General features: G+C 38.8%; 18 protein-coding genes, 1 tRNA gene and 1 rRNA gene. 11 read left to right on the top strand and 9 right to left on the bottom strand.

Annotated features, from left to right (window positions below; translation table 11 throughout):
• Positions 1–74: ribosomal RNA gene (locus JOC77_RS19720) — 16S ribosomal RNA — on the bottom strand; the annotation flags it as partial.
• Positions 75–474: 400 nt separating this feature from the next.
• Between JOC77_RS19720 and JOC77_RS19725 the strand changes: the two genes are divergently transcribed.
• Positions 475–657: a hypothetical protein gene (locus JOC77_RS19725; RefSeq protein WP_204547618.1), complete on the top strand. Its 183-nt coding sequence runs from the start codon at positions 475–477 to the stop codon at positions 655–657.
• A 33-nt stretch (positions 658–690) separates the two neighbouring features.
• Here the strand turns inward: JOC77_RS19725 and JOC77_RS19730 are convergent, their stop codons facing one another.
• Positions 691–1,611, bottom strand: coding sequence for a DMT family transporter (locus tag JOC77_RS19730; RefSeq protein WP_204547621.1), 921 nt, complete (start codon positions 1,609–1,611; stop codon positions 691–693).
• 164 nt (positions 1,612–1,775) lie between these two features.
• Between JOC77_RS19730 and JOC77_RS19735 the strand changes: the two genes are divergently transcribed.
• The gene (locus tag JOC77_RS19735; protein ID WP_204547624.1) at positions 1,776–2,471 is read left to right on the top strand and encodes an MgtC/SapB family protein; all 696 of its coding nucleotides are present in this window, start codon (positions 1,776–1,778) and stop codon (positions 2,469–2,471) included.
• Positions 2,472–2,526: 55 nt separating this feature from the next.
• Here the strand turns inward: JOC77_RS19735 and JOC77_RS19740 are convergent, their stop codons facing one another.
• Positions 2,527–2,871, bottom strand: a complete 345-nt coding sequence (locus JOC77_RS19740; protein ID WP_204547627.1) for a hypothetical protein — start codon at positions 2,869–2,871, stop codon at positions 2,527–2,529.
• 262 nt (positions 2,872–3,133) lie between these two features.
• Here JOC77_RS19740 and JOC77_RS19745 point away from each other — a divergent pair.
• A tRNA-Ala gene (locus JOC77_RS19745) sits at positions 3,134–3,206 on the top strand.
• Between the two features lie 368 nt (positions 3,207–3,574).
• On the opposite strand, the gene JOC77_RS19750 is transcribed toward JOC77_RS19745, so the two are convergent.
• Both JOC77_RS19750 and JOC77_RS19755 read right to left on the bottom strand, forming a co-directional pair.
• Positions 3,575–4,846 (bottom strand): helix-turn-helix domain-containing protein, encoded by a 1,272-nt coding sequence (locus JOC77_RS19750; RefSeq protein ID WP_204547630.1) that lies wholly within the window; start codon positions 4,844–4,846, stop codon positions 3,575–3,577.
• 460 nt (positions 4,847–5,306) lie between these two features.
• The gene (locus JOC77_RS19755) at positions 5,307–5,939 is read right to left on the bottom strand and encodes a DUF6338 family protein (RefSeq protein ID WP_204547633.1); all 633 of its coding nucleotides are present in this window, start codon (positions 5,937–5,939) and stop codon (positions 5,307–5,309) included.
• A 253-nt stretch (positions 5,940–6,192) separates the two neighbouring features.
• On the opposite strand from JOC77_RS19755, the gene JOC77_RS19760 reads away from it, so the two are divergent.
• On the top strand, positions 6,193–7,140 hold the full coding sequence (locus tag JOC77_RS19760; protein WP_204547635.1) for a caspase family protein: 948 nt from the start codon (positions 6,193–6,195) through the stop codon (positions 7,138–7,140).
• A 50-nt stretch (positions 7,141–7,190) separates the two neighbouring features.
• Here the strand turns inward: JOC77_RS19760 and JOC77_RS19765 are convergent, their stop codons facing one another.
• Positions 7,191–8,606, bottom strand: a complete 1,416-nt coding sequence (locus JOC77_RS19765; RefSeq protein ID WP_204547650.1) for an LVIVD repeat-containing protein — start codon at positions 8,604–8,606, stop codon at positions 7,191–7,193.
• A gap of 347 nt (positions 8,607–8,953) precedes the next feature.
• Between JOC77_RS19765 and JOC77_RS19770 the strand changes: the two genes are divergently transcribed.
• The 4 genes from JOC77_RS19770 (at position 8,954) to JOC77_RS19785 (ending at position 12,256) form a co-directional block, all read left to right on the top strand.
• Positions 8,954–9,772 carry an amino acid ABC transporter substrate-binding protein gene (locus JOC77_RS19770; protein ID WP_204547653.1) on the top strand — a complete coding sequence of 273 codons (819 nt, stop codon included), beginning with the start codon at positions 8,954–8,956 and terminating at the stop codon, positions 9,770–9,772.
• 15 nt (positions 9,773–9,787) lie between these two features.
• On the top strand, positions 9,788–10,471 hold the full coding sequence (locus JOC77_RS19775; protein WP_204547656.1) for an amino acid ABC transporter permease: 684 nt from the start codon (positions 9,788–9,790) through the stop codon (positions 10,469–10,471).
• 13 nt (positions 10,472–10,484) lie between these two features.
• Positions 10,485–11,231 carry an amino acid ABC transporter ATP-binding protein gene (locus JOC77_RS19780; protein WP_204547659.1) on the top strand — a complete coding sequence of 249 codons (747 nt, stop codon included), beginning with the start codon at positions 10,485–10,487 and terminating at the stop codon, positions 11,229–11,231.
• Positions 11,232–11,836: 605 nt separating this feature from the next.
• Entirely contained in the window at positions 11,837–12,256 is a 420-nt protein-coding gene (locus JOC77_RS19785; RefSeq protein ID WP_204547662.1) for a hypothetical protein, read from the top strand.
• Positions 12,257–12,307: 51 nt separating this feature from the next.
• Here JOC77_RS19785 and JOC77_RS19790 read toward each other — a convergent pair whose 3' ends face one another.
• The 3 genes from JOC77_RS19790 to JOC77_RS19800 all read right to left on the bottom strand — a co-directional run bounded on the left by JOC77_RS19790 (position 12,308) and on the right by JOC77_RS19800 (position 16,692).
• Entirely contained in the window at positions 12,308–12,691 is a 384-nt protein-coding gene (locus JOC77_RS19790; protein WP_204547665.1) for a hypothetical protein, read from the bottom strand.
• A gap of 205 nt (positions 12,692–12,896) precedes the next feature.
• Entirely contained in the window at positions 12,897–13,052 is a 156-nt protein-coding gene (locus JOC77_RS19795) for a hypothetical protein (RefSeq protein WP_204547668.1), read from the bottom strand.
• A gap of 136 nt (positions 13,053–13,188) precedes the next feature.
• Positions 13,189–16,692 (bottom strand): bifunctional 2',3'-cyclic-nucleotide 2'-phosphodiesterase/3'-nucleotidase, encoded by a 3,504-nt coding sequence (locus JOC77_RS19800; RefSeq protein WP_204547684.1) that lies wholly within the window; start codon positions 16,690–16,692, stop codon positions 13,189–13,191.
• Between the two features lie 491 nt (positions 16,693–17,183).
• On the opposite strand from JOC77_RS19800, the gene JOC77_RS19805 reads away from it, so the two are divergent.
• From JOC77_RS19805 to JOC77_RS19815, 3 genes are all read left to right on the top strand, one after another.
• Complete coding sequence (locus JOC77_RS19805) at positions 17,184–17,927, top strand: YqjF family protein (protein ID WP_204547687.1); 744 nt, start codon at positions 17,184–17,186, stop codon at positions 17,925–17,927.
• Positions 17,928–18,008: 81 nt separating this feature from the next.
• Positions 18,009–19,292 carry a glycoside hydrolase family 18 protein gene (locus tag JOC77_RS19810; RefSeq protein WP_204547697.1) on the top strand — a complete coding sequence of 428 codons (1,284 nt, stop codon included), beginning with the start codon at positions 18,009–18,011 and terminating at the stop codon, positions 19,290–19,292.
• 178 nt (positions 19,293–19,470) lie between these two features.
• Positions 19,471–20,955, top strand: coding sequence for an aldehyde dehydrogenase family protein (locus tag JOC77_RS19815; protein ID WP_204547699.1), 1,485 nt, complete (start codon positions 19,471–19,473; stop codon positions 20,953–20,955).
• The last annotated feature ends 284 nt before the right edge of the window (positions 20,956–21,239 follow it).

Below are 21,239 nucleotides of genomic sequence, written 5' to 3' on the forward strand. Positions count from 1 at the left end.
TCCATCCGCTCGACTTGCATGTATTAGGCACGCCGCCAGCGTTCGTCCTGAGCCAGGATCAAACTCTCCGAAGAATGTTTGATATAGCTCTTAAAGTTTAAAACTTGTTTTTGTATTTTTCTCGAAAGAAAAATACGCTTGGCGTCTTGTTTCGTTCAGTTTTCAAAGGACAATTTCATAGCGTCACTCGTTAAAGCGACTTTATTATCATACCTTAATTTCAATCGTTTTGTCAACAACTTTTTCAAAATAGCTTTTAAGTTGTTGTTTTTATTTGATTGATCATTTGCTGCCGTTCTTAGCGGCGAAATATAATATACCATGAGCAAATAAACTTTGCAACACCTTTAAGAAAAGTTTTTTTAGAAAAGTAATTTCTAACGAAAGAAGCCGTTCTTCTCTATTTATATTATTGTCATATCGCCATCTGCTAATGAATACATTGATAAATATAACTGTTAAAGGAGTAATTAGATGGAGCTTAAACTTGTAGGGTTACTCGTATCTTTTGCAATGACACTTCTATTATTTAGTACCGCTTATGCTGAGGCAATAAAAATCAGCAATACAGAAGGCAAAGTAGATGGCACTTTTTTAATTTTATCCGTTCCGCTTGCTTTCCTGTTTTCTATTTTTACTATTGTCTTTCAAAAATAAAAACAGCAAAGCTCATTTGAGCTTTGCTGTTTTTTACATAGATTGTACTGTCTGTTGATTTTTTAATTTAATTCTCATCCTCGTTTTTCTTTCATCCATAATAAATAGAATAATACCTCCTATTACGATAGCAGCTCCAGAAACCTGAGTCCATACAACCTGTTCTTTTAGTAAATAGTAAGCGAGGATCGAGGCACCCACCGGTTCAAACAGTATCCCCATAGAAATGGTACTGGCACTAAGCCATTTTATCGACCAATTAAAAAGAGTGTGGCCCAATAAAGTTGGGATGACCGCAAGAAGGCTAAAGTATACCCAGTCGGACACCGGGTATGGTCCTAGAGGTTCTCCGACAGCAAGCACATATCCCAACAGAACAAACGCGCTGATTGTATATACAAGAAAAGTATATGTGATTAAATTCATCCTTTTGCGTACTGTCTGCCCGAATAGCATGTATATAGTTACTAATAAGCAAGCGATGAGGGCTAAAACATCTCCCCATAGCGCCTCACCGCTGACCCTGAAATCTCCCCAGCTGATTAACACACTCCCTGCAATTGCAATAACACCGCTGAAAACCGCAGTCTTTGAGTACCGTTCTTTAAAAAAGATAAAAGTGCCGGCGAAAGCAAATAGCGGCTGAAGGGTTACGAGAACTGTAGAACTTGCTACAGATGTGTAATTAAGCGATTCAAACCAAAGAATAAAATGGAAGGCCAGGAAGCTACCAGATAAAACGGTATATAGCCAATCTTTTTTTGTTATATTTCTTAGCTCATGCCGGTATTTGATTAAAAATACAGGCATTGTGAGCAGAGCCGAAAAAAGGATCCTGTAAAAAGCTATTACGCCGGAAGGGGCAGAAGATAATTTAACAAAAATGGCTGAAGTTGAAACAGAGATCACACCAATTGCCATGATTAAATAGGGATTAATTTTCGGTTCTTGCATTTTTGCCTCCTTGTACTTGTTGTACTATTTATTTTAATCGTTTCGTACATTCTTTCCTATATAAGTTTTAATTTAAATTAACGGTGGTATATGAATTATCTGTTTTAGATGGCTTCAATATAACATATCTTACTGTAAACCTTACAAATGGCGGTGAACTTTAAATGGATTTAACCTTAGATGAAAACATTTTTATCAAGCTAAGCTTCGCTGCTATTCTTGGTTTAATCATAGGTCTTGAACGCGAAATTAAACGAAAGCCCCTCGGCCTAAAAACTTGTCTCGTCATATCTATTGTCAGCTGCTTACTGACTGCTGTTTCTATTGAATCGGCTTATTTTTTTCCCGGCGATGGGCAAGTTAATATTACAATGGATCCTTTAAGGCTCGCAGCACAAATTGTTTCGGGAATCGGATTTTTAGGTGCAGGTGTAATTCTACGCAGAGGGAACGATACAGTAACTGGGTTAACGACTGCTGCGATGATATGGGGAGCAGCCGGTATAGGAATTGCGGTCGGAGCAGGCTATTACTGGGAATCTACAGCAGGCGTTATTATGCTTATGCTGAGTGTTGAGTTTATCCCTTACTTAATGCATTTCATTGGACCTAAACAATTACGGGAAAAAGAAATACTTTTGCGGCTGACAGTATCCGAGCAAAAAGAAATTGAATCTATTATTGCTCAGATAAAGAAAGAAGAAATTGAAATCAAGAACGTCCGTATAAAAGACCTAAACAATGAGGAATATCTAGTTCAGCTAAAAGTTACAGTTAATCAAAAACGAACGACGACCAATGTGTATTATTCTGTTTCAAAAGTTACCGGTATAAGAGCTGTTGAAATCGAAGGTCTATAAATTAACACACAAAAATGCCACCTTTTTAGGCGGCATTTTTATAATAGTTTACGTTTTATTCTGTTAAAGCAGCGGCATATGGCTTTGTTTCTTCCTTATCCTTTACCTTGTCGATTTTATCCACAAACATTTGAAAAACTCTCTTCTTCTCTTCTAAATCTTTTATGTACTCTTTTAATTCATTATACTTCGCCTGAAACGGTTCATGATAAAGGTCACGAATCTTTCTATTTAAATCAGGGTTAGCAGTAGACTGAACAACTTGTTTGGTAATGCTGAATTTATACATGTATACTTGAAGTTCTTTTTTAACCTGTTCATATTCTTCATCAATTTCATGAAGTAAGACGCCAATTTCTTCCTTCCATTCTTCCAGTGATTTTCTCACATGTGATTCCATCTATATCCTCCTTCATAAAAAACAAAGCGCTCTGTATCCTTCCGAACTATCATGTAAATGGACACAAAAGTATCTCTTTATTTTAACAGCATTAAATTACACAGGGTTTTCGGTAATATTACATACAATTACAGTCGTGTTATATAATAGGATTACATAAATCCAGGTCCCTATTGGAAAAGAAAGACTCATTTAAAAAAAAATTTACTGAACCCCTTGTTTTTTCTCTCATTTCACTATAAAATAAATCTTGTCGATATTCGGGGGCTTAGCTCAGCTGGGAGAGCGTTTGGCTGGCAGCCAAAAGGTCAGCGGTTCGATCCCGCTAGTCTCCATCATGAAAACTCCTAGAACCTTATAGGTTCTAGGAGTTTTTTTCTATTCCAAAAACGAACCCCTGCTCTGTAAATCTACTTAAACTCTTGGCACGTAAACTTGGCTCATAATACATTATTCTTAAAAGCTAAGAAATATAAGCCCTTTTATGTGAAGTTAAAGTAATACATTTAGAAATGAACATTTATTAAGACATCAAAAAAAGATAAAAACGGCAGATCAAGTATCCCCCGTTTCCCCTCATTTTAAGCTTTGAAACATAAACTCTTCATTATATTCTTCTGCACCATTTGCTGGTTCAGCCATAGAAAGCGTGAGTGTTTTTCCTTATAAAGAATGCTTTCGCCCATTTTTCAAAATGGGCTTTTCAGGTAGCTAATTTTGATTGAGCTAAATAGGCTGATTTAAAATGATTGCTAGCTTTTTTATATTGTTTAAGAGAGTGATATTTTTGGCCAATGAGAAAACAAAACTCCGCTGCTTCGTTCCACTTTTTTTCATTCTTTAGTTCCTTTATTAGAAAAGCGGTATGCCCTAGCATTTCCGTTTCTTCCTCAGCTTTACATAAAAAATTCATAATAGCCAGCTCTCTATGTATAGTAGAGGGAGCTGGATTATATTCAATTTGGCTCAGCCATTTTCTGCATTCCTCAATATTATGTAATTTATAATAGGTCTTAGCTAAAACATAGATTGAAAAATTAAGAGATTCGCTATTGGCTTTATTAAGTTCTTGTTTCATATGGACTGTATTTAACAAATAACTAATAGCTTCTTCATTTCGGCCTCTTTTCTGCAAAATTAAAGCCCGGTTATGCAATACTTTCAGCTGCCGTCCTGTATCAGGTTCCTTCAGTAATAGATTTTCACAAATAGCAAATGATTCTTCTGCTTTTTCCAATTCGTTTAATCTTAAATAATTAATCCCTTTAATCATTAAGCAATCCATACATCTGCTCAGGTAATATTCACCCTGAAATATGATGAGTGCTTTCTCTACATATAATAAACAAGAAGAAATTCGGTAATCGTGGTTTTCACATAATGACATCAGATAATAAAGGTATCCCTTCAGCCATCTTTCTAAGGAAACATTTTCTTGAGAGAGAACTTCCGTCAGCTTTATTTTTGCTTCTTGATGCTTATTTTCTATTAACAGCTTATGGGCTGTGTAGATACAAAATAATGACTTGTTATACCCGGAGATTTGATCGTATATTGATTTGATTTGGTTGATAATCCGTTCAGCTGATTGCAGACTGCGTTTAATAGTTGCATCTCTCAATTTTACTAAAAGATAATAGGCGTTTATATCAACATTTGAATATTTCGATATTCTGTTTGCAAGTAAGTCCAGTTCTAATTCATCAGAACTATTAAGTTTTCCAGAAAATAATTTATAGTTTAGGTTATTTAGGTTTTCCTTAATAATTTGCATCTCTTGATTTACTTCTTCTAAATCAATCTCAAGATTTAATTCCTTGAGAAGCGGCTGAATCATATCCACGGAGCCAATAATTTTGCCATTCTCCAGCTTGCTTAAATAAGATATAGAACATATCCCCCGAGAAAGCTGTTCTTGAGAAATATCTTGTTTGATTCTATTAATCTTAATAATATTTCCTATATGTTCAAACAATTTGTTCTCTCCATTTCTTAATAAAATGGTATTTTTTTCTATGTATACGCATAATATACCACTTGAAAATAAGTATAACAATAAATATTTTCAAAATATTCAATATGTTAAGTATTTGTATAGAATCATTTATATCCCTGTCCCCTTATTAACAAAAGAATACTTTCTAAAATATTTTTAATTTAAACCAAAGCAATAAGAGCACCGGAATAACCCCTATTCCAGTGCTCTTCCATTGAAATATTGCAATAAAACCTCTAATACACAATGAACCAGAAGCACATCTTAATATAGGCTATTTAGAAGAATGATCAGACTCGAACTGTTTCTTTCCTATTTTATTGCCCTTCCTTCTTTTCACCATTTGCAGGAGGAGGCGCAGGCGGCCTTGGTTTTTTTGGAGGAGGATTGATGCCTCCTTTTTTTATTTTGGCTTGTTTAAAGTCCTTATTGTTCATAATTAATCCCCTCCTGTGCTCTGAAACTCAATTTGCAAATTGGCTGGGTCTAGAGTCAGATATAGTCCCATCACTTCATAAAGTTTCCTGCCGCTGTTATTCTCATATACAATGACGTCTCTCAAGAATAGCTCATTTTCCTGAAATGTATCAGAATAATAGGCGATCCAGCCTTGATACATTCTATCCCGCTCATAGTCCCTAATAACTACCCATGGAGTTTCCTCCATGTTAAGTATTTCTGACCATACATCTTTTTCGTGGAATTGCTTAGAGACTTTAAACCTGACTGCAAGCCTCTGCATCCATTTGTACCTGAATGAGTAAGACCATAGGAAAGCAATAACGAGTGCAATAACACTTCCAAGAACTACTTCTCTTATTACAATAGGTGATTCCGAATTAAATAAATAGGTGAGAAAGGTTATTTGCCTTACTGGCATTCCCAGCAGGCGAAGAAAATCAATGAAGAGATAAAGAACAAAATAGGAGAGAAATCCAATTACGAATGAGTAGGTAATAAAGACATTATAATCTCTTTTTTTCCTTCTTGTGAATGTATCATATAAAAGAGTAGCCAGCATTCCTGGAAAGAAGATGATGAGCAATCTTACGGCAAGTTCTGAAATCTCCATGTGTAATCCTCCCCTTATCACGGATATGGATATAGCCAGTAAACATGTAAAACTGTGTATCAAGCGCGGTCTGCTTCTTAGAAGAGCTGTTAGTTATTTATTAGAAAAACCCGTTCATTTCTCCTTCCTACTTTCTCAGTATTTTTAATGACTTTTATTTGTGAAAAACTAGTTCAAAGGAAGCTTTCTATTTTGCAAACGTCATATACAATGTTAGTAAATAAAGATTGAAGAATGAAAGCGGGGAGATTCCATGAGGAAGGCTTTGCTGGTTGGAATCAATCACTATAACGAGTCACCTCTGACAGGCTGCATTCGGGACGCAAAAAAGCTTGAGGAAATGTTAAGAAGAAATGAAGACGGTTCCCCAAATTTTCATTGCCGGCTGCTGCTTTCTAATCAGCATGAAGTAACCAGAAGTTCACTCTATCTAGAAATCCAAGAGCTTCTTGAACATGAAGCAGATATCGCCCTGTTTTATTTTTCTGGCCACGGAACGGTGAATAACTTAGGAGGTTATCTTGTTACACAGGATGCTGAAGCATATGATGAAGGAATTCCCATGGATTCAATTTTGGCCATGGCAAACGAATCCAGAGTTCGTGAGGTGATTATTCTCTTGGACTGCTGCCACAGCGGCGCGTTTGGCCAGTCTCCTCCAGTATATAATGAAAAGGCCTTGCTTCGTGAAGGGATAACGGTCATCACATCCAGCCGATCCACCCAGGCCTCCTATGAAGAAGACGGCGGCGGAATATTCACCTCTCTTATTTACAATGCACTTGATGGAGGAGCTGCTGATGTGCTTGGAAATATTAATGCTGCGAGTCTTTATGCATATGTAGATCAAGCATTAGGCCCCTGGGATCAGCGTCCTTTATTTAAATCACATGTCTCTAAACTAAGTCCTCTAAGAAGATGCATTCCTGATATTCCAATCGAAACCCTCAGATCTTTGCCGCAATATTTCAATCTACCCACTGACGAGTACAAGCTTGATCCCTCCTTTGAAAAACACTTTGGACACAATCATATAGAAAACGAAAGAATTTTCCGGTCATTTCAGTCACTTAGAAATGCCAGGCTATTAACTCCCATAGATTCTCCGCACCTTTTTTATGCAGCAAGGGACAGCAAAGGCTGCAAGCTTACCGCACTAGGTAGATATTACTGGAAGCTTGCAAAAGAGGAACTGATTTGATAAAAATGAAAAGCTCAGATTTCTTTTCTAAGAAGCCTGAGCTTTTTCCTTTAATTAAATAATCTATCTTTTAAAATATTTTCAGTTGCTCCAGGAGAACCAACGTTTTTTTGCAAAACTTTCAGGCCCGAATTAATATCCGAAGCAAGGATATAGTTTCGATCTAAGAAAACACCCCAGATATTTGATTGCTCCGGCACATATTTTCCAATCTCCACAGGATTGCTTGGATCTGTAATATCAACTGCACGCACACCACCTGCATAATGAGACAAATAAAGGGTATTACCCTGGACCTTAGGATCATGAACCGTATTGGCAAAAGTGGTTCCATTTTCGATATTGTCATACAATTCCGTTTTAAATTCACTTAACAACTTCGGATTAGTCTTGTCTTTCACATCAAAAATTCTAGTGTACCCGTAGGCTTGTTCAAAGCCATCTTTGACTGGTGCATAAACTTCTCGAGTTTCTACTAAAACATTCCCGCCTTTGGCAAGGGCTGATGAGTGTGCAGAACCCTGCTGTTTTGAGCCGAATTCTGTCCGCCCCAAATATACTGGGTTTTCTGGGGAGCTAATATCAAATATGACGGTTCCTAAATCCCACATAGACACATAAGCATACTTTCCATCTACCATTGTACTGTGGTTAAAAACTGGCCTAGTTTTCCCATCTGGCGATTTCCAGTTGTATCCATCGAAATCTGCGGGCACCCCTTTAACTGTGCGAGGGTCAAATTCCCACACCTTTTTCGGCTTTGAAGGATTGCTTACATCCACAATTTGAAAATCTTTTTCAGCGCCATGGCTGTAATAGTCAGCATACGGATTCGCCGCCAGCACTATCGCCTTATCTCCTTGCGTTGTGAGGTATAGTTCATGTGTTCCGTTTGTTTTTTTAGTCACTTCGTAGAATCCTAGCTTTTTTGGCTCATATGGATTAGTAACATCATACAGAAGGAATCCGCCTTTTGAGACCGGATTTGATCTGCTGGTTTGCTGTACGCTGACCACAGCAAGATCACCTTGAAAGTCTGGTGTATGTACAGTTTTAACAATCACTTTTTCCTGCCAGGTTCCTGGAATATCATTATTTCCAAAAACAGTTACTTCCTTAGGATTGGCTGGATCCTTCAGGTCAAAAACCCTTACTCCTCCATTCCCGCCATTTTTCGTATGAGTGCCTAAATAAGCAAAACCTTTGTAGGCATACACATCGCCAAAGCTATTCGCTTTTCCGTCTTCACGTACAATTTTCATTTCTGGAGCAGCAGCCTCATGGAGATGGGATAAATTCTTACTGCCCTCAATAACTGGAGCATTTATGTCATTATAGCCGGCGCCTGTTCCCTTTTCGATTAAAACGCCGCCTAATTCATCATGTGCCAGCACGTTGATAGGTATACTTGAAACTGCTAGTCCACCTGCAAGTAAAACACTTAGCAGTACGTTCCTTTTGCCCATATAAACTCCTCCTCTTTTAAGTTGATACGTTTCCATCATAAGCAGTTTTAAAATCAGAAACAATATTTTTTCAGTAAATTTAGTAAATTCAGTTAATATTTCCCATTTGTCATTTACGGAGTAATTATTAAGTCTGATGATTTGTTTTTTATAGAGGGAAATTAGTCGTACTAAATACTTGTTCCTCTAATACTTAAGATTTATATTAAACTTTTCTTAGACTACTGGAATATTGCTCTGTCTAGAGGGAAGAATACCTATAAATTCGTTGACTTTTATGGGTTACTGATTTAATCTAGTAACATTGTTTATAAAACCTATAAAAATACTGGGGGTTACAGTACAGCATGAAAAAATTAGTATTAAGTATTTTCACTCTTGTTTTAGTTCTTGCTCTTGCTGCATGCGGCGGAAATAATGGAAAAGAGGGTAATAAAGAGGGCGAAAAGAAACAAGAAGCACAAAGCACTTACGATAAAATACAAGAAAAAGGTTCCATTACGATTGGAACTGAAGGTACATATGCTCCTTTCACTTTCCATGATAAAGCTGGAAAATTAACAGGATTTGACGTTGAAGTTGCAACAGAAGTGTTTAAGCGATTAGATATTAAGCCGCAATTTGTCGAAACAAAATGGGATGGAATGATTGCTGGCCTGGATGCTAAACGTTATGATATGGTAGCTAATCAGGTAGGGATTAACGATGAGCGTAAAGAAAAATACGATTTTTCAGATCCTTATACGATTTCAAAAGCAGTTTTAGTTGTCAGAGAAGACAACAAAGATATAAAATCACTTGACGACTTGAAAGGCAAAACGGTTGCCCAGTCCTTAACAAGCAACTACCGTAAAACAACAGAAGAGCATGGCGCGAAAATAACAGGAGTAGAGGGCTTTAACCAGGCTATAGATTTGGTTACCTCTAAGCGAGCTGATGCTACTTTAAACGATAGCCTTTCATATTTAGATTTAAAAAAGCAGCGCCCAGAACTTCCAATCAAAATTGCCCATACAGAAAAAGATGCTGCTGAGAGTGCATTTCTTTTCCGCAAAGACAATAAAGAATTAATCGATGCTGTCAATGGTGCTCTTGGAGATATGAAAAAAGACGGTACGTTCGAAAAAATATCTAAAAAATGGTTCGGCACAGACGTATCGAAGTAAAGGAAGAGATCGTATATGTTTGGAGATGAACGTACAGAACGAATTATAGGAATCCTTAGTGATTCCTTTTTTCCTATTTTAAAGGCTGGTTTACAGTTCACCATCCCTTTAACCTTAATCACTTTTTCCCTTGGTCTTATTCTGGCTTTCTTTACGGCAGTTGCACGGATCTCTGGATTTAAGCCGCTTGTTTTGCTTACTAGATTTTATGTCTGGATTTTCAGAGGAACGCCATTATTAGTTCAGTTGTTTATCATTTTTTATGGACTGCCGAGCGTAGGAATTACCCTTGATCCATTTATGGCCGCTGTTATTGTTTTTACCCTGAATAAGGGAGCTTACAGCTCAGAAATTATCCGTGCTGCCATACAATCTATTAATAAAGGACAATGGGAAGCTGCCTTTAGCATAGGCATGACAAAATCTCAGGCTATGAAGAGAATTGTCCTCCCGCAGGCGATACGTGTTTCTCTGCCGCCGCTTGGAAATTCATTTATAAGCCTTGTTAAAGATACTTCTCTGGCAGCCACCATTACAGTTACCGAACTATTCCAAAAGGGACAGCAGATTGCTGCTGTTACGTACGAACCCCTCTGGCTATATATTGAAGTAGCCTTTATTTACTTAATATTTAGTACTGTGCTTTCTTATCTTCAGGATAAGCTCGAAATACGGTATGGCCGCGGCGTAGCGAAATAGTGGAGGGTTAGCCATGATCACAATTGATAATTTATACAAGCGCTTTGATAAACTGGAAGTATTAAAAGGTGTAAGTCTTTCAATCGATAAAGGAAAAACGGCAGTGATAATCGGACCTTCAGGTTCTGGAAAAACAACGCTCCTCCGCTGTTTAAATTTATTGGAAATGCCTGATAAAGGAACTATCACCCTGGGAGATAAAACGCTGCAAATAACTGAAAACTCCCGTCTGAAACAGGGAGAAATAGTTTCATTCAGGAAGCAGACAGGAATGGTTTTCCAAAGCTATAACCTATTCCCCCATTTGACGGCTATCGAGAATGTAATGGAGGGACAGGTAACAGTTCTAAAGCGTTCAAAGGATGAGGCAAGAAAAAAAGCCCTGTCTTTATTAGAGAAAGTCGGCCTGCAAGACCGGGCGGATATGTATCCGTTTCAGTTATCAGGAGGCCAGCAGCAGCGCGTGGGCATAGCACGGGCGATGGCTATGGACCCTGAAGTGCTCCTATTTGACGAACCAACCTCAGCCCTTGATCCTGAGCTGGTTGGAGAGGTCCTTAAGGTAATGAAAGACCTGGCAAATGAAGGCATGACTATGGTAGTTGTAACTCATGAAATGAAGTTTGCTAGTGAAGCTGCCGACCAGGTGATTTTTATGGATGACGGTGTTGTCGTTGAAAAAGGAACACCCGATGAAGTATTTAATGCGACAAAAAATCCGAGAACTATGCAGTTTTTGAATAAGGTTGCAGAAAGATAATATTCTTTGGATGAGAGCCCTGCTTATGCAGGGTTTTTTAATTATTGCCATGTACAGAAGACTGCTCCCTATTCACATAGTATGTATTTTTCCTGAATCCAACAGTTCATAAATCTGTTTCCTTTTTATCAATTAGAGCCTTATAATCTATTTCTACGCGCTGGTCAGCTGAAGAATAAGTAAGATCGTAAATGCTGTTCCTTTTCCAGGCTGACTTTTTACTTTAATATCACCTTTCATTGCTGCTATTAGGTATACACAACCCTCATCCCGAGCTCAATTCCGTTTCCTTCCTTTGTAGAATAGATGTTTCAAATGCTCTTCATTCATCCAATTCCTGTTTCTGCGTTCTTAATATGAACATAATCAGATTTAACTCTTGTACAAACTTTGAGCTTGCCTCCCATCGACATAGCCTCAAGAGAATTTCTAATTATATTTACCATGCCATTTAGTCAGAATCGTAATTATATTCTCTTTTTTCCCCATTCCCTTTTCCAAGCTGTCATTTGTCTTTTAAACCAATTTTTTATCGTCCAATGTTCAAACACTTTTTATCCAATTTGAATAAATTAGACATAGGCACTAAAAAGGAGTGAGGCAGCGTGGCTGACGAGTCTAATAAAAAAAAGGATATAAAGGATGAAGAAAAGCTGAAGGAACGAAAAAAAATAGAAGATGAGCTGGAGAAGAAGGTGGTTCTCGGGCTCTGGCTGCAGTTAGTTGGCTCGGTAATAGAAGCAATAGCCTTATCAGATTTGCTTAAGATAAGCAAAGATCCAGATAATCCCGGGGAAAACCAGGTAGTTGCAGGAGTATGGATTCAAACAATTGGGCAGATACTGGAAACGATTTCTGTAACAAACCAAATATTTATTACTGATAAGCAGGAACTAATTAACCAGCAAAAAGTGGCCATAACCGCAGATATCCTAAATTCATTAGGTGCAGCTATCGAAGCGGCTGGAGGAATTAAAGTTGTAACAGAGGAAGAGCAGGATACAGTTACCTTTATTGTTACTTAATAAAAAAAAGTACCGGCCAATTGCCAGTACTTCTAAGTTTATTACTACTATTTATGCTTTTTGATTGGCAGCTATGGTATCCCAGAACTCTGTTTGTTGAGCGGCAGGCAGATTCTTTGACTCTTCCATCAAAGACATTTCCAATTCGCTCCGATTTTTATAATATTGGGTTTCCGAGGCTTTATAATAATAACGAACTGCTTTCGTTCCCGCTAAATACTTCTTGCCTACTTTAAGCAAAAAAGTTACTGGAAGGCCATCAAAGTTTTTTTGAGAGGACGAAGCTGTTTCTTTTTTTGAAATAGAATCCAATAAAATGACCTGTACCTGAGAAGCCTCAGATTTTTTAAGCATTTTTTTTCTGAGTCTTTTTTTCTTGGATCGTATTAATACAGAATTCGTAGTGGTAATTGTTTCGCTATATATTTCCTTCATTTTAAAACTAAAACTCCTCTTATTAATAAGCAATAACACTTATGTAGTAATCCAGTTGGAAAATCTTTTTCCAATATATTATTGTAGCATAAAAAAGACTATTTTGTAAGGTAAATGGCAACAATTCAGCTCAACAAATATCTTCCATAAAAGACTAATAAAAATCTCCGTTTCTTTTCAGATGACGGAGAAATCGATTATATCTTTATCTGTCCTTTTTCTCTCTTACCTTAGCTGGCTCTGGCTGTTCATCCCTCACCACTCTGCTTAAATGGTCACGGTCTGCTTTAGTCAGATCCGCTCCCGCTCCCGGCGCTATATTGGACATTGGAAGCTGACGCAGTTCTTCTCCGCTTGGCATACTATCACCTCCTGGGAAATGGGGGACTGTCCCCCATAAAACGTTATTGCCTCGCGGAATTCTCGCGTGGGAAATAGGGGACTGTCCCCATAAAATAAAGAGGAATGACACATTGTCATTCCTCTTTATTGTGTTCTTATTTTATGTTTGTGATTCGGCCTTCGATGCCAGCAGTGATTGTTCCGCCATTAAAGGTATCTTGAACATATTGAACAAAGGCTTCAAGGTCTACTGGGCCATAAACGCGTTCTTTGCCTCTTAACACAGTGTAGTTATCTCCGCCGCTTGCCATAAAGTCATTTACTACTACTTTATATTTGGCAGTATCTTGTATCGGTGTGCCATCTGCTTTTGTAAGGACAGCTACTCTCTCTGTAACTGGCTTAGTAAAGTCAGCTGTATACTTAAGGCCTGCAATTTGCAAAGTCTTAGGGCTGCCTTCCACTACCCACTGCTGTTGGAGCAGTGTCTTAATGTCGGCACCTGTAAGTTCAAGCTGAACTAAAACATTACCGAAAGGCTGGATTTTAGCAAGGTCTGCATAAGTAATGGTTCCCTGCGGCAGATCTGCACGAATACCGCCTGGATTCATGAAAGCAAAGTCAGTGCCTGCGATGCTTGCTTTCATGGAATCTGCAATCAGGTTTCCAAGAGGGGCTTCTTGATTATAAGCATTGTCCCTTGTAATTTTTGCAGTTGTAGTACCCAGCGGCTGAGTCAGCTCTGGAAACATAGCCAGGTATTTATCGATCAGCTTAGTAGTTGCCTCATCAGGAGCAATTTTTGATTGATCAACTGTAACGATTTCCGCTTTTTTGCTAATAATATCCTTTGTTTTTGCATCAATCTCCAAATCTATATCAGAGAACGCAGTTCCATAAGAATAAGATTGAACAATAAGTTTATTATCTACCACGTCGTTTAACCTAGCATGATTATCACCTGCAAAGATTACATCTACCTCATCGTCTACAGCATTAGCTAAGTCAGCTACTTCTCCAGTAACAGCTTTAGTTGTAGAATTGAAGCTGCCTGGATCATGGGAAATGATTACAATGGCTTCAATTCCTTTTGATTTGAGTTCAACAACAGCTTTATTAACCGCTTCTGCCTGAGGGATAAACTCTACCCCTTCAATTCCGGCGGGACTTACCTTTGAAGGCGTGGCATTTGTTACCACACCGATAAAGCCTACGTCCACTCCGTTAAAGTGTTTAATTGTATATGGATCCAAGATTGGTTCCTTTGTGCTTTTATAGACCACATTTGCTGCTACATAAGGAAAGTTAAGTCCCTTGAATGTAACATCAGGTTTTGTTGGTGATTTACCGCCTTTAATCTGGGCCATTAACGTTGCTACACCTTTATCAAACTCATGGTTTCCAACCGTTCCAATATCGAATCCCATCATGTTCAGGAATTCAAGAGTCGGCTCATCCTGAAGTTTTGATGAAACCGGAGCACTTGCACCGACTGCATCACCTGCAGAGATTAAAAGAGTATTCGGGTTTTCTGCTTCTCTCTGCTTAAGATATGCTGCAAGATAATCAGCACGTCCCTGCTTTATTCCGCTGAACTCTGATGTTGTATCCAATTGTCCATGCAGATCGTTAATTCCCAGCAGCTGTAAATTAAGATTTTCAGTTAAGTTGATTTTAAAGACCCCAAAGCCTGCTGCATCTTTGCTTCCTGTATAACTGATTTTGCTTCCTGTAGTAATATACTCTGCTGCTTTTGGAGAGGTAGTGAATGTTACATTTACATCGCTGTAGATCGGTGCAAATGACCAGTTATTATCAGCCTCTGGATTAATCTCTTTTACTTCAGAAATATAATCCATTAAAATCTGACGGTTTTCATCCGCAGAGTCCACAACATATTCGCTGCCCTTCACTCCTGGGAAGTTTCCGCCTCCGCCAGCACGGTAATTGTTAGTAACTACGACGAAATCCTGATTAGGATCAACAGTCTGTCCCTTGTATTTTAAGTTCGTAATACGGCTGGAATCATTTACTTTAATCCCTTTCAAATCATAGCGGGCTGGTTTTGTTACATCGACCTGATAGGTTACTCCGTCAATAATGTCGAAATTATAAACCGGAAATAAAGGATTTAATAAAGATTGCTCTTCTGTCTTTCCGGGAACGATTTGATTAAACTTCCCTGCAGACATCTCAAGCCATTCTTTTACAACGGATCCTTTTACCTTTATAGCTTTTAGGGTATTGTCATACAGATATAGATCTCCTGCACTCCGGATAGTGAGGTCGCCTTTTGCAATATCTGTATACTCTTCTACACCATTTCTTCCAGCTTTGAAGGGAGCTCCAACCGAAAGAATAGGGAGATCCTTATATTCCGGTTTGTTGCTATTAATGTATTTTTCTACATACCACTTTTGAGCATTTGTTACTACTTGTACAGATGGGTCATCCTGCACAAGAGAGAAATAACTGTGGATTGGTGCTGTTGTTGTACCAATTGGTGTATTTACATACTTGACAGTAGCATCATGATCAGCCTTTACAGCTTTTACTACTCCCTGATCTTCTGCTGCCCCAGTAATATTCCTATTAGAAGATTGTGAGCTTGCTACTTCCCATTGTCCTTTAACCTTTTCAATTACAAGGTCAATTAAGCCAAGGTTATTACCGCCGTAACCAGCTTGTACTGCTGGAACTCCATTGATGGTCCCTTTTGTATTATCTACTCCTGGAAGCGGCTTTCCATCGCTGCCTTTAAAAAGTACGTCTAATGACTTTTCATCTGATGCAGGGAAAACCTTATGGGTATGGGAGAACGTAATAGCATCAATATCTGCTACCTTGCTTAAAGAATAAACCACATCTTCTGTGCTGTTTACATCCCCATTAAACCCTGTATGGGCCATAGCAATGATAACGTCTGCTCCCTCTTCCTTCATCTGTGGAATGAACTTTTTAGCAGAATCAACAATACCTTTTGCAATTACTTTGCCATCAAGATTCGCTTTATCCCAATCCGTGATTTGCGGAGGAACAAAACCTATATAACCGATTTTAACTACTTTTGTTTTTCCAGAATTATCTACGATTTTTTTATTTTCTATTATATAAGGCTTAAACTGATTCACATCATTATTGGGATTGTTATCATGGTCATCTTTATATACGTTTGCATTTACATAGGGGAAATTCGCATCGTTAATAGCTTCGTTCAAGTAGTCCAAACCATAGTTAAACTCATGGTTTCCAAAGGTAGCCGCATCATAGCCTAGTTGATTCATCGCTTTGTATACTGGATGCACTTCACCTTTTTCAAGTGGATCTATCTTTGCTTTATATGTTCCAAGTGGTGTTCCTTGAATTAAATCACCATTATCAACAAGAACACTGTTTTTAACTTCTTTTTTAGCATTTTTAATTAACGTAGCCGTGCGGGAGAATCCAACTGCAGTAGATGAAGCATTTTTGTAATAGTCATAGCTTAATAGATTAGTGTGGATATCTGTGGTTTCCATGATTCGAAGATTAAAAGAATCTGGCTCCTTACCTTTCTCTTTTTCTTTCGCAAAAGCGAATGTCGGAACTGAAACTTGTGTTAAAAATATCCCTGCGGCAACAGTTGATGCGACGATTTTTTTCAGTTTGCTGTTTTTCATTCATCCTCAACCTTTCAGTAGATTAAAACTTAGGTAAATAATACATACTAATAGTTCAAATAGAATAAATGCTCCCGGCACAATCCGCTCATTCATAGACACATTGACGAGTGTTTTGGGAATTAAGGAGCCAGAATCGCTTACCGAAAATAATTATATATGCTTAAAGTAATTTCTTCCTCCGTCGATAGTCCTCTTTTATATAGAGAGTTTTCATAACAAACAGAACAGACTGAAGAATCTAAAATAGTAGAAATACATTGATTTTTCTTGCTTTATTTCTAATAGAGAGATTAATAGTTATTATTCTGCCGGCTAAAAACCTAGTAATAAAGAACTAATGTCTTTAATATAGAATTATTTACCATATTACCTATGTACCAGCTGATATAATTCTGCTCGCACAGCTTCCTATGCTTTTTTTGTTGTTTTAAGTTAAATTTATTGAATATGAGGTATGGTAATAGAAAAGCAGAGTGAGGAGCAATTGTATGTACAAAGAATTTAAGCAAATCGACCACAGACCCTATCCGCTCCCTCCCTCCACCTGGCTGATGAAACAGGAGTGGAACGATCTTTTATTTTTGCATTGGCCTGTTCCAGTGGAAATTTTGAGGGAGAAAGTTCCTAAAAGACTAGATTTGGATCTCTTCGAGGGTACTGCCTGGATAACTATCACACCTTTTAAGGTTACTGGAATGAGGTTTCATGGGCTTCCGCCGATACCATTTATGAATGCCTATCTGGAATTGAACGTGCGTACTTATGTAAGGTTTAATGGAATTCCCGGCATCTATTTTTTCAGTCTGGATGCTAACCATCTTCCATCAGTGTTAGGGGCTAAGACTTTTTTCGCGTTGCCCTATAAACTTGCTAGGATGAGTTATAAAAAAAAGAATGGTGTAATCACCTTTACTGCTAATAGAACTCCTGCGGGAGAAAAAGAAGAAATATTTAAAGCCTCGTATGAACCCGAGGGAGAGCTGTTTTCGGCTGTGCCCGGAACACTGGATTACTGGCTTATGGAAAGATACTGTTTGTTTACATATAGGGGAAGTCAATTCTATAGGGGCGATATTCATCATGATCAGTGGAAAATGACATTAGCGAAAACGGATATTGAAGCCAATACGATGCCTTCTATACTCCCCGATTCCTGCTATAACGGGAAACCGTTCATTCATTACTCCCCTTTTCGCCGGGTTTTCTTCTTTCCTTTAAAAAAGGTCGAGTAAACTTTCATTGTATTTCATACATGTATCCTCCTTTCTTTACATACTATTGTGATAGCATCTGCAGCTATTAGGAGGTATGAAATGCAAATACATGTAATCAGAAGAAATCAAACACTGACGTCTATCGCCAATGCTTTTGGAACAACGGCTGAAGCCATCATTACGGCTAATCAGGTTCCAAATCCTAATGATTTAGTAGTGGGTCAGACATTGGTCATACCTATTACAGGACGTTATTATTTCGTTCAGCCTGGCGACAGCCTGTGGGCTATTGCCCGAAGATTTAACACAACGCCGGCTCAGCTTGCATCAGTTAATCAAATATCAGTAACGCAGCCCCTCACGGTTGGATTCAGATTATATATACCACCTGCTCCAAAAAGAACCGCAGAATTTAATGCTTATGTAGAACCAAGGGGCACCGCAGTAGCAGAGGCTCTAATAACTGATACCAGGAGAAATGCCCCTTTTTTAACTTATCTGGCTCCTTTCAGTTTTCAGGCAAGGCGCAATGGAAGTCTGAGAGAACCGCTCCTTGATAATTTTCCAGAGATCGCCAGAGAAAATAGAAATGTATTGATGATGGTCATCACCAATCAGGAAGAAGACCAGTTTAGTGATGAACTTGGTCGAATACTATTAAACGATATCCCTGTGCAGGACAGATTCTTAAACAATATCGTAACTACAGCTAATCGGTATGGATTCAGAGACATCCATTTCGATTTCGAATTTCTCCGCCCGGAAGACCGGGAAGCATATAATCAATTCCTCAGGAAAGCTAAGGCCCGGTTTCAACAGGAAGGCTGGCTGATGTCCACTGCACTGGCTCCAAAAACCAGCCGGACACAGCAAGGAAGATGGTATGAGGCACATGATTATAGAGCTCACGGAGAAATTGCTGACTTTGTTGTGCTTATGACCTATGAATGGGGCTACAGCGGAGGTCCTGCCCAGGCAGTTTCCCCTATCGGCCCGGTTAGAAGAGTGATAGAATATGCCCTTACTGAGATGCCTTCAAGTAAGATCATGATGGGCCAGAATCTATATGGATATGACTGGACCCTGCCGTTTGTACAGGGAACAACTGCACGAGCATTAAGCCCGCAGCAGGCCATACAGCTGGCTGCACGTGAAAACGTCGAGATTCAATATGACACCAGAGTTCAGGCACCTTTTTTTACCTATACAGACGATCAAGGCAGGCGCCATGAAGTCTGGTTTGAGGACGCCCGCTCTATTCAGGCTAAATTTGACCTTGTAAAAGAATTAAATCTCCGGGGAATGAGCTACTGGAAACTTGGGCTTTCGTTCCCTCAGAATTGGCTGCTGATCCAGGATAACTTTACTGTAAGAAAACGTTAAAAAATTGGCTGCACATTTTTGTGCAGTTCTTTTCTTGCGGAAAAACACGAAATTTGCTGTCGAAAAAATCTTTGACTTAATTTTTGAATTTTTCAACATTTACTTTTATACTAATCTATGTAATCGCTTACAGAGGGCTTACATACCAGAAAGCCATTTCTTAAAGGGAGGTTTTTTAATGTCAAATGTAACATTGGAAGTTAGTGAAAAACTGAGAACATTTTTGCAGGGAACCAAAAAGTTTTATGTCAATGGTGAATTTGTAGAAAGTGCTTCTAAGAAGACATTTACCACTCCTAATCCAGCTACAGGTGAAGTATTGGCCACAGTATTTGAAGGATCTGAAGAAGATATTGACCGTGCTGTCCGAGCTGCACGCCAAGCCTTTGATAAGGGTCCCTGGTCAAGAATGAGCGCCGCTGAAAGAAGCCGCCTGATGTATAAATTGGCGGATTTAATGGAAGAAAACAAAGAAGAGCTGGCACAGCTGGAAACTTTAGATAATGGAAAACCTATTCAAGAAACAACCAATGCAGATGTTCCGCTTGCCATCGAGCATATGCGCTATTACGCCGGCTGGGCAACTAAAATCGTAGGACAGACCATTCCGGTCAGCGGAAATTATTTTAACTATACACGCCATGAAGCGGTCGGTGTTGTCGCACAGATCATCCCATGGAATTTCCCATTGTTAATGGCCATGTGGAAGCTGGGTGCTGCGCTTGCAACTGGATGTACTGTTGTTCTGAAGCCAGCTGAACAGACCCCTTTATCCGCACTTTATCTGGCTGAATTATTTGAGGAAGCTGGTTTCCCTGAAGGAGTAGTCAACATCGTTCCTGGTTTTGGCGAAACGGCAGGAAAGGCGCTTGTAGACCATCCGCTTGTTGATAAAATTGCTTTTACCGGCTCTACAGAAGTCGGAAAAATCATTATGAGATCAGCTGCGAACTCCTTAAAACGAGTAACGCTTGAGCTTGGTGGAAAATCACCAAATATCATCCTTCCTGATGCAGATCTGTCAAGAGCAATCCCAGGAGCCCTAAACGGGGTTATGTTTAATCAGGGGCAGGTCTGCTGTGCGGGTTCAAGGGTATTTATCCAAAAGAAACATTATGATAACGTGGTTGCTGATATGACCCTCCATGCCAAAAATATTAAGCAGGGTGCCGGACTTGATCCTAACACTCAAATTGGACCGCTGGTTTCCGAAGAACAGCATAACCGCGTATTGGGGTATATTGAGAAAGGTAAAAATGAAGGCGCAGAGTTATTAACCGGCGGAAGCCAGCCATACGAAAATGGTTACTTTGTGTCGCCAACGATTTTTGCTAATGTACGGGATGACATGACCATCGCTAAAGAAGAAATCTTTGGCCCTGTTATTTCTGCTATGCCTTATGATGACCTTGATGAGGTGATCGACCGTGCAAATGCAAGCGAATACGGCCTTGCAGCTGGACTTTGGACTCAGGATATTTCAAAGGCTCACTATGTAGCAGGCAAACTGCGTGCGGGTACAGTCTGGATCAACTGTTACAATGCATTCGATGCAGCATCACCTTTCGGGGGATACAAATCATCCGGAATTGGCCGTGAAATGGGATCTTATGCATTAAATAACTATACTGAAGTCAAGAGTGTCTGGGTAGCATTGCAATAAGAAAAGCGGAGAACGGTGCTTTTCAAAATATTCGTCACATGTAGGATGATGAGCAATCTTATTTAACTCTGAATCTAACATGGAAAAGCAGACACCTGACAGGCATAAGAAACATGATTACTTGACTCACACCCCAAGATGAAAATATTTCATCTTGGGTTTTTGTATTGCTCGCTATTCCCATAATGATTAATGCTATGGGAAGTAAAATTGACGAACGCTTTTGTGGTGGTTTTACCCTGTATAAGAAACTGTATGGAATTCGCCTTGTGTACACCCCTATG

The sequence above is a fragment of the Peribacillus deserti genome (assembly GCF_016909175.1).
In the GTDB taxonomy this organism is placed as follows: domain Bacteria; phylum Bacillota; class Bacilli; order Bacillales; family DSM-1321; genus Paraperibacillus; species Paraperibacillus deserti.

Coding starts and splice junctions, on each gene's coding strand:
- JOC77_RS19800 (WP_204547684.1), bottom strand. CDS start 16,692: ATGAAAAACAGCAAACTGAAAAAAATCGTCGCATCAACTGTTGCCGCA.
- JOC77_RS19810 (WP_204547697.1), top strand. CDS start 18,009: ATGCAAATACATGTAATCAGAAGAAATCAAACACTGACGTCTATCGCC.
- JOC77_RS19770 (WP_204547653.1), top strand. CDS start 8,954: ATGAAAAAATTAGTATTAAGTATTTTCACTCTTGTTTTAGTTCTTGCT.
- JOC77_RS19765 (WP_204547650.1), bottom strand. CDS start 8,606: ATGGGCAAAAGGAACGTACTGCTAAGTGTTTTACTTGCAGGTGGACTA.
- JOC77_RS19755 (WP_204547633.1), bottom strand. CDS start 5,939: ATGGAGATTTCAGAACTTGCCGTAAGATTGCTCATCATCTTCTTTCCA.
- JOC77_RS19740 (WP_204547627.1), bottom strand. CDS start 2,871: ATGGAATCACATGTGAGAAAATCACTGGAAGAATGGAAGGAAGAAATT.
- JOC77_RS19760 (WP_204547635.1), top strand. CDS start 6,193: ATGAGGAAGGCTTTGCTGGTTGGAATCAATCACTATAACGAGTCACCT.
- JOC77_RS19735 (WP_204547624.1), top strand. CDS start 1,776: ATGGATTTAACCTTAGATGAAAACATTTTTATCAAGCTAAGCTTCGCT.
- JOC77_RS19780 (WP_204547659.1), top strand. CDS start 10,485: ATGATCACAATTGATAATTTATACAAGCGCTTTGATAAACTGGAAGTA.
- JOC77_RS19805 (WP_204547687.1), top strand. CDS start 17,184: ATGTACAAAGAATTTAAGCAAATCGACCACAGACCCTATCCGCTCCCT.
- JOC77_RS19730 (WP_204547621.1), bottom strand. CDS start 1,611: ATGCAAGAACCGAAAATTAATCCCTATTTAATCATGGCAATTGGTGTG.
- JOC77_RS19775 (WP_204547656.1), top strand. CDS start 9,788: ATGTTTGGAGATGAACGTACAGAACGAATTATAGGAATCCTTAGTGAT.
- JOC77_RS19795 (WP_204547668.1), bottom strand. CDS start 13,052: ATGCCAAGCGGAGAAGAACTGCGTCAGCTTCCAATGTCCAATATAGCG.
- JOC77_RS19725 (WP_204547618.1), top strand. CDS start 475: ATGGAGCTTAAACTTGTAGGGTTACTCGTATCTTTTGCAATGACACTT.
- JOC77_RS19815 (WP_204547699.1), top strand. CDS start 19,471: ATGTCAAATGTAACATTGGAAGTTAGTGAAAAACTGAGAACATTTTTG.
- JOC77_RS19790 (WP_204547665.1), bottom strand. CDS start 12,691: ATGAAGGAAATATATAGCGAAACAATTACCACTACGAATTCTGTATTA.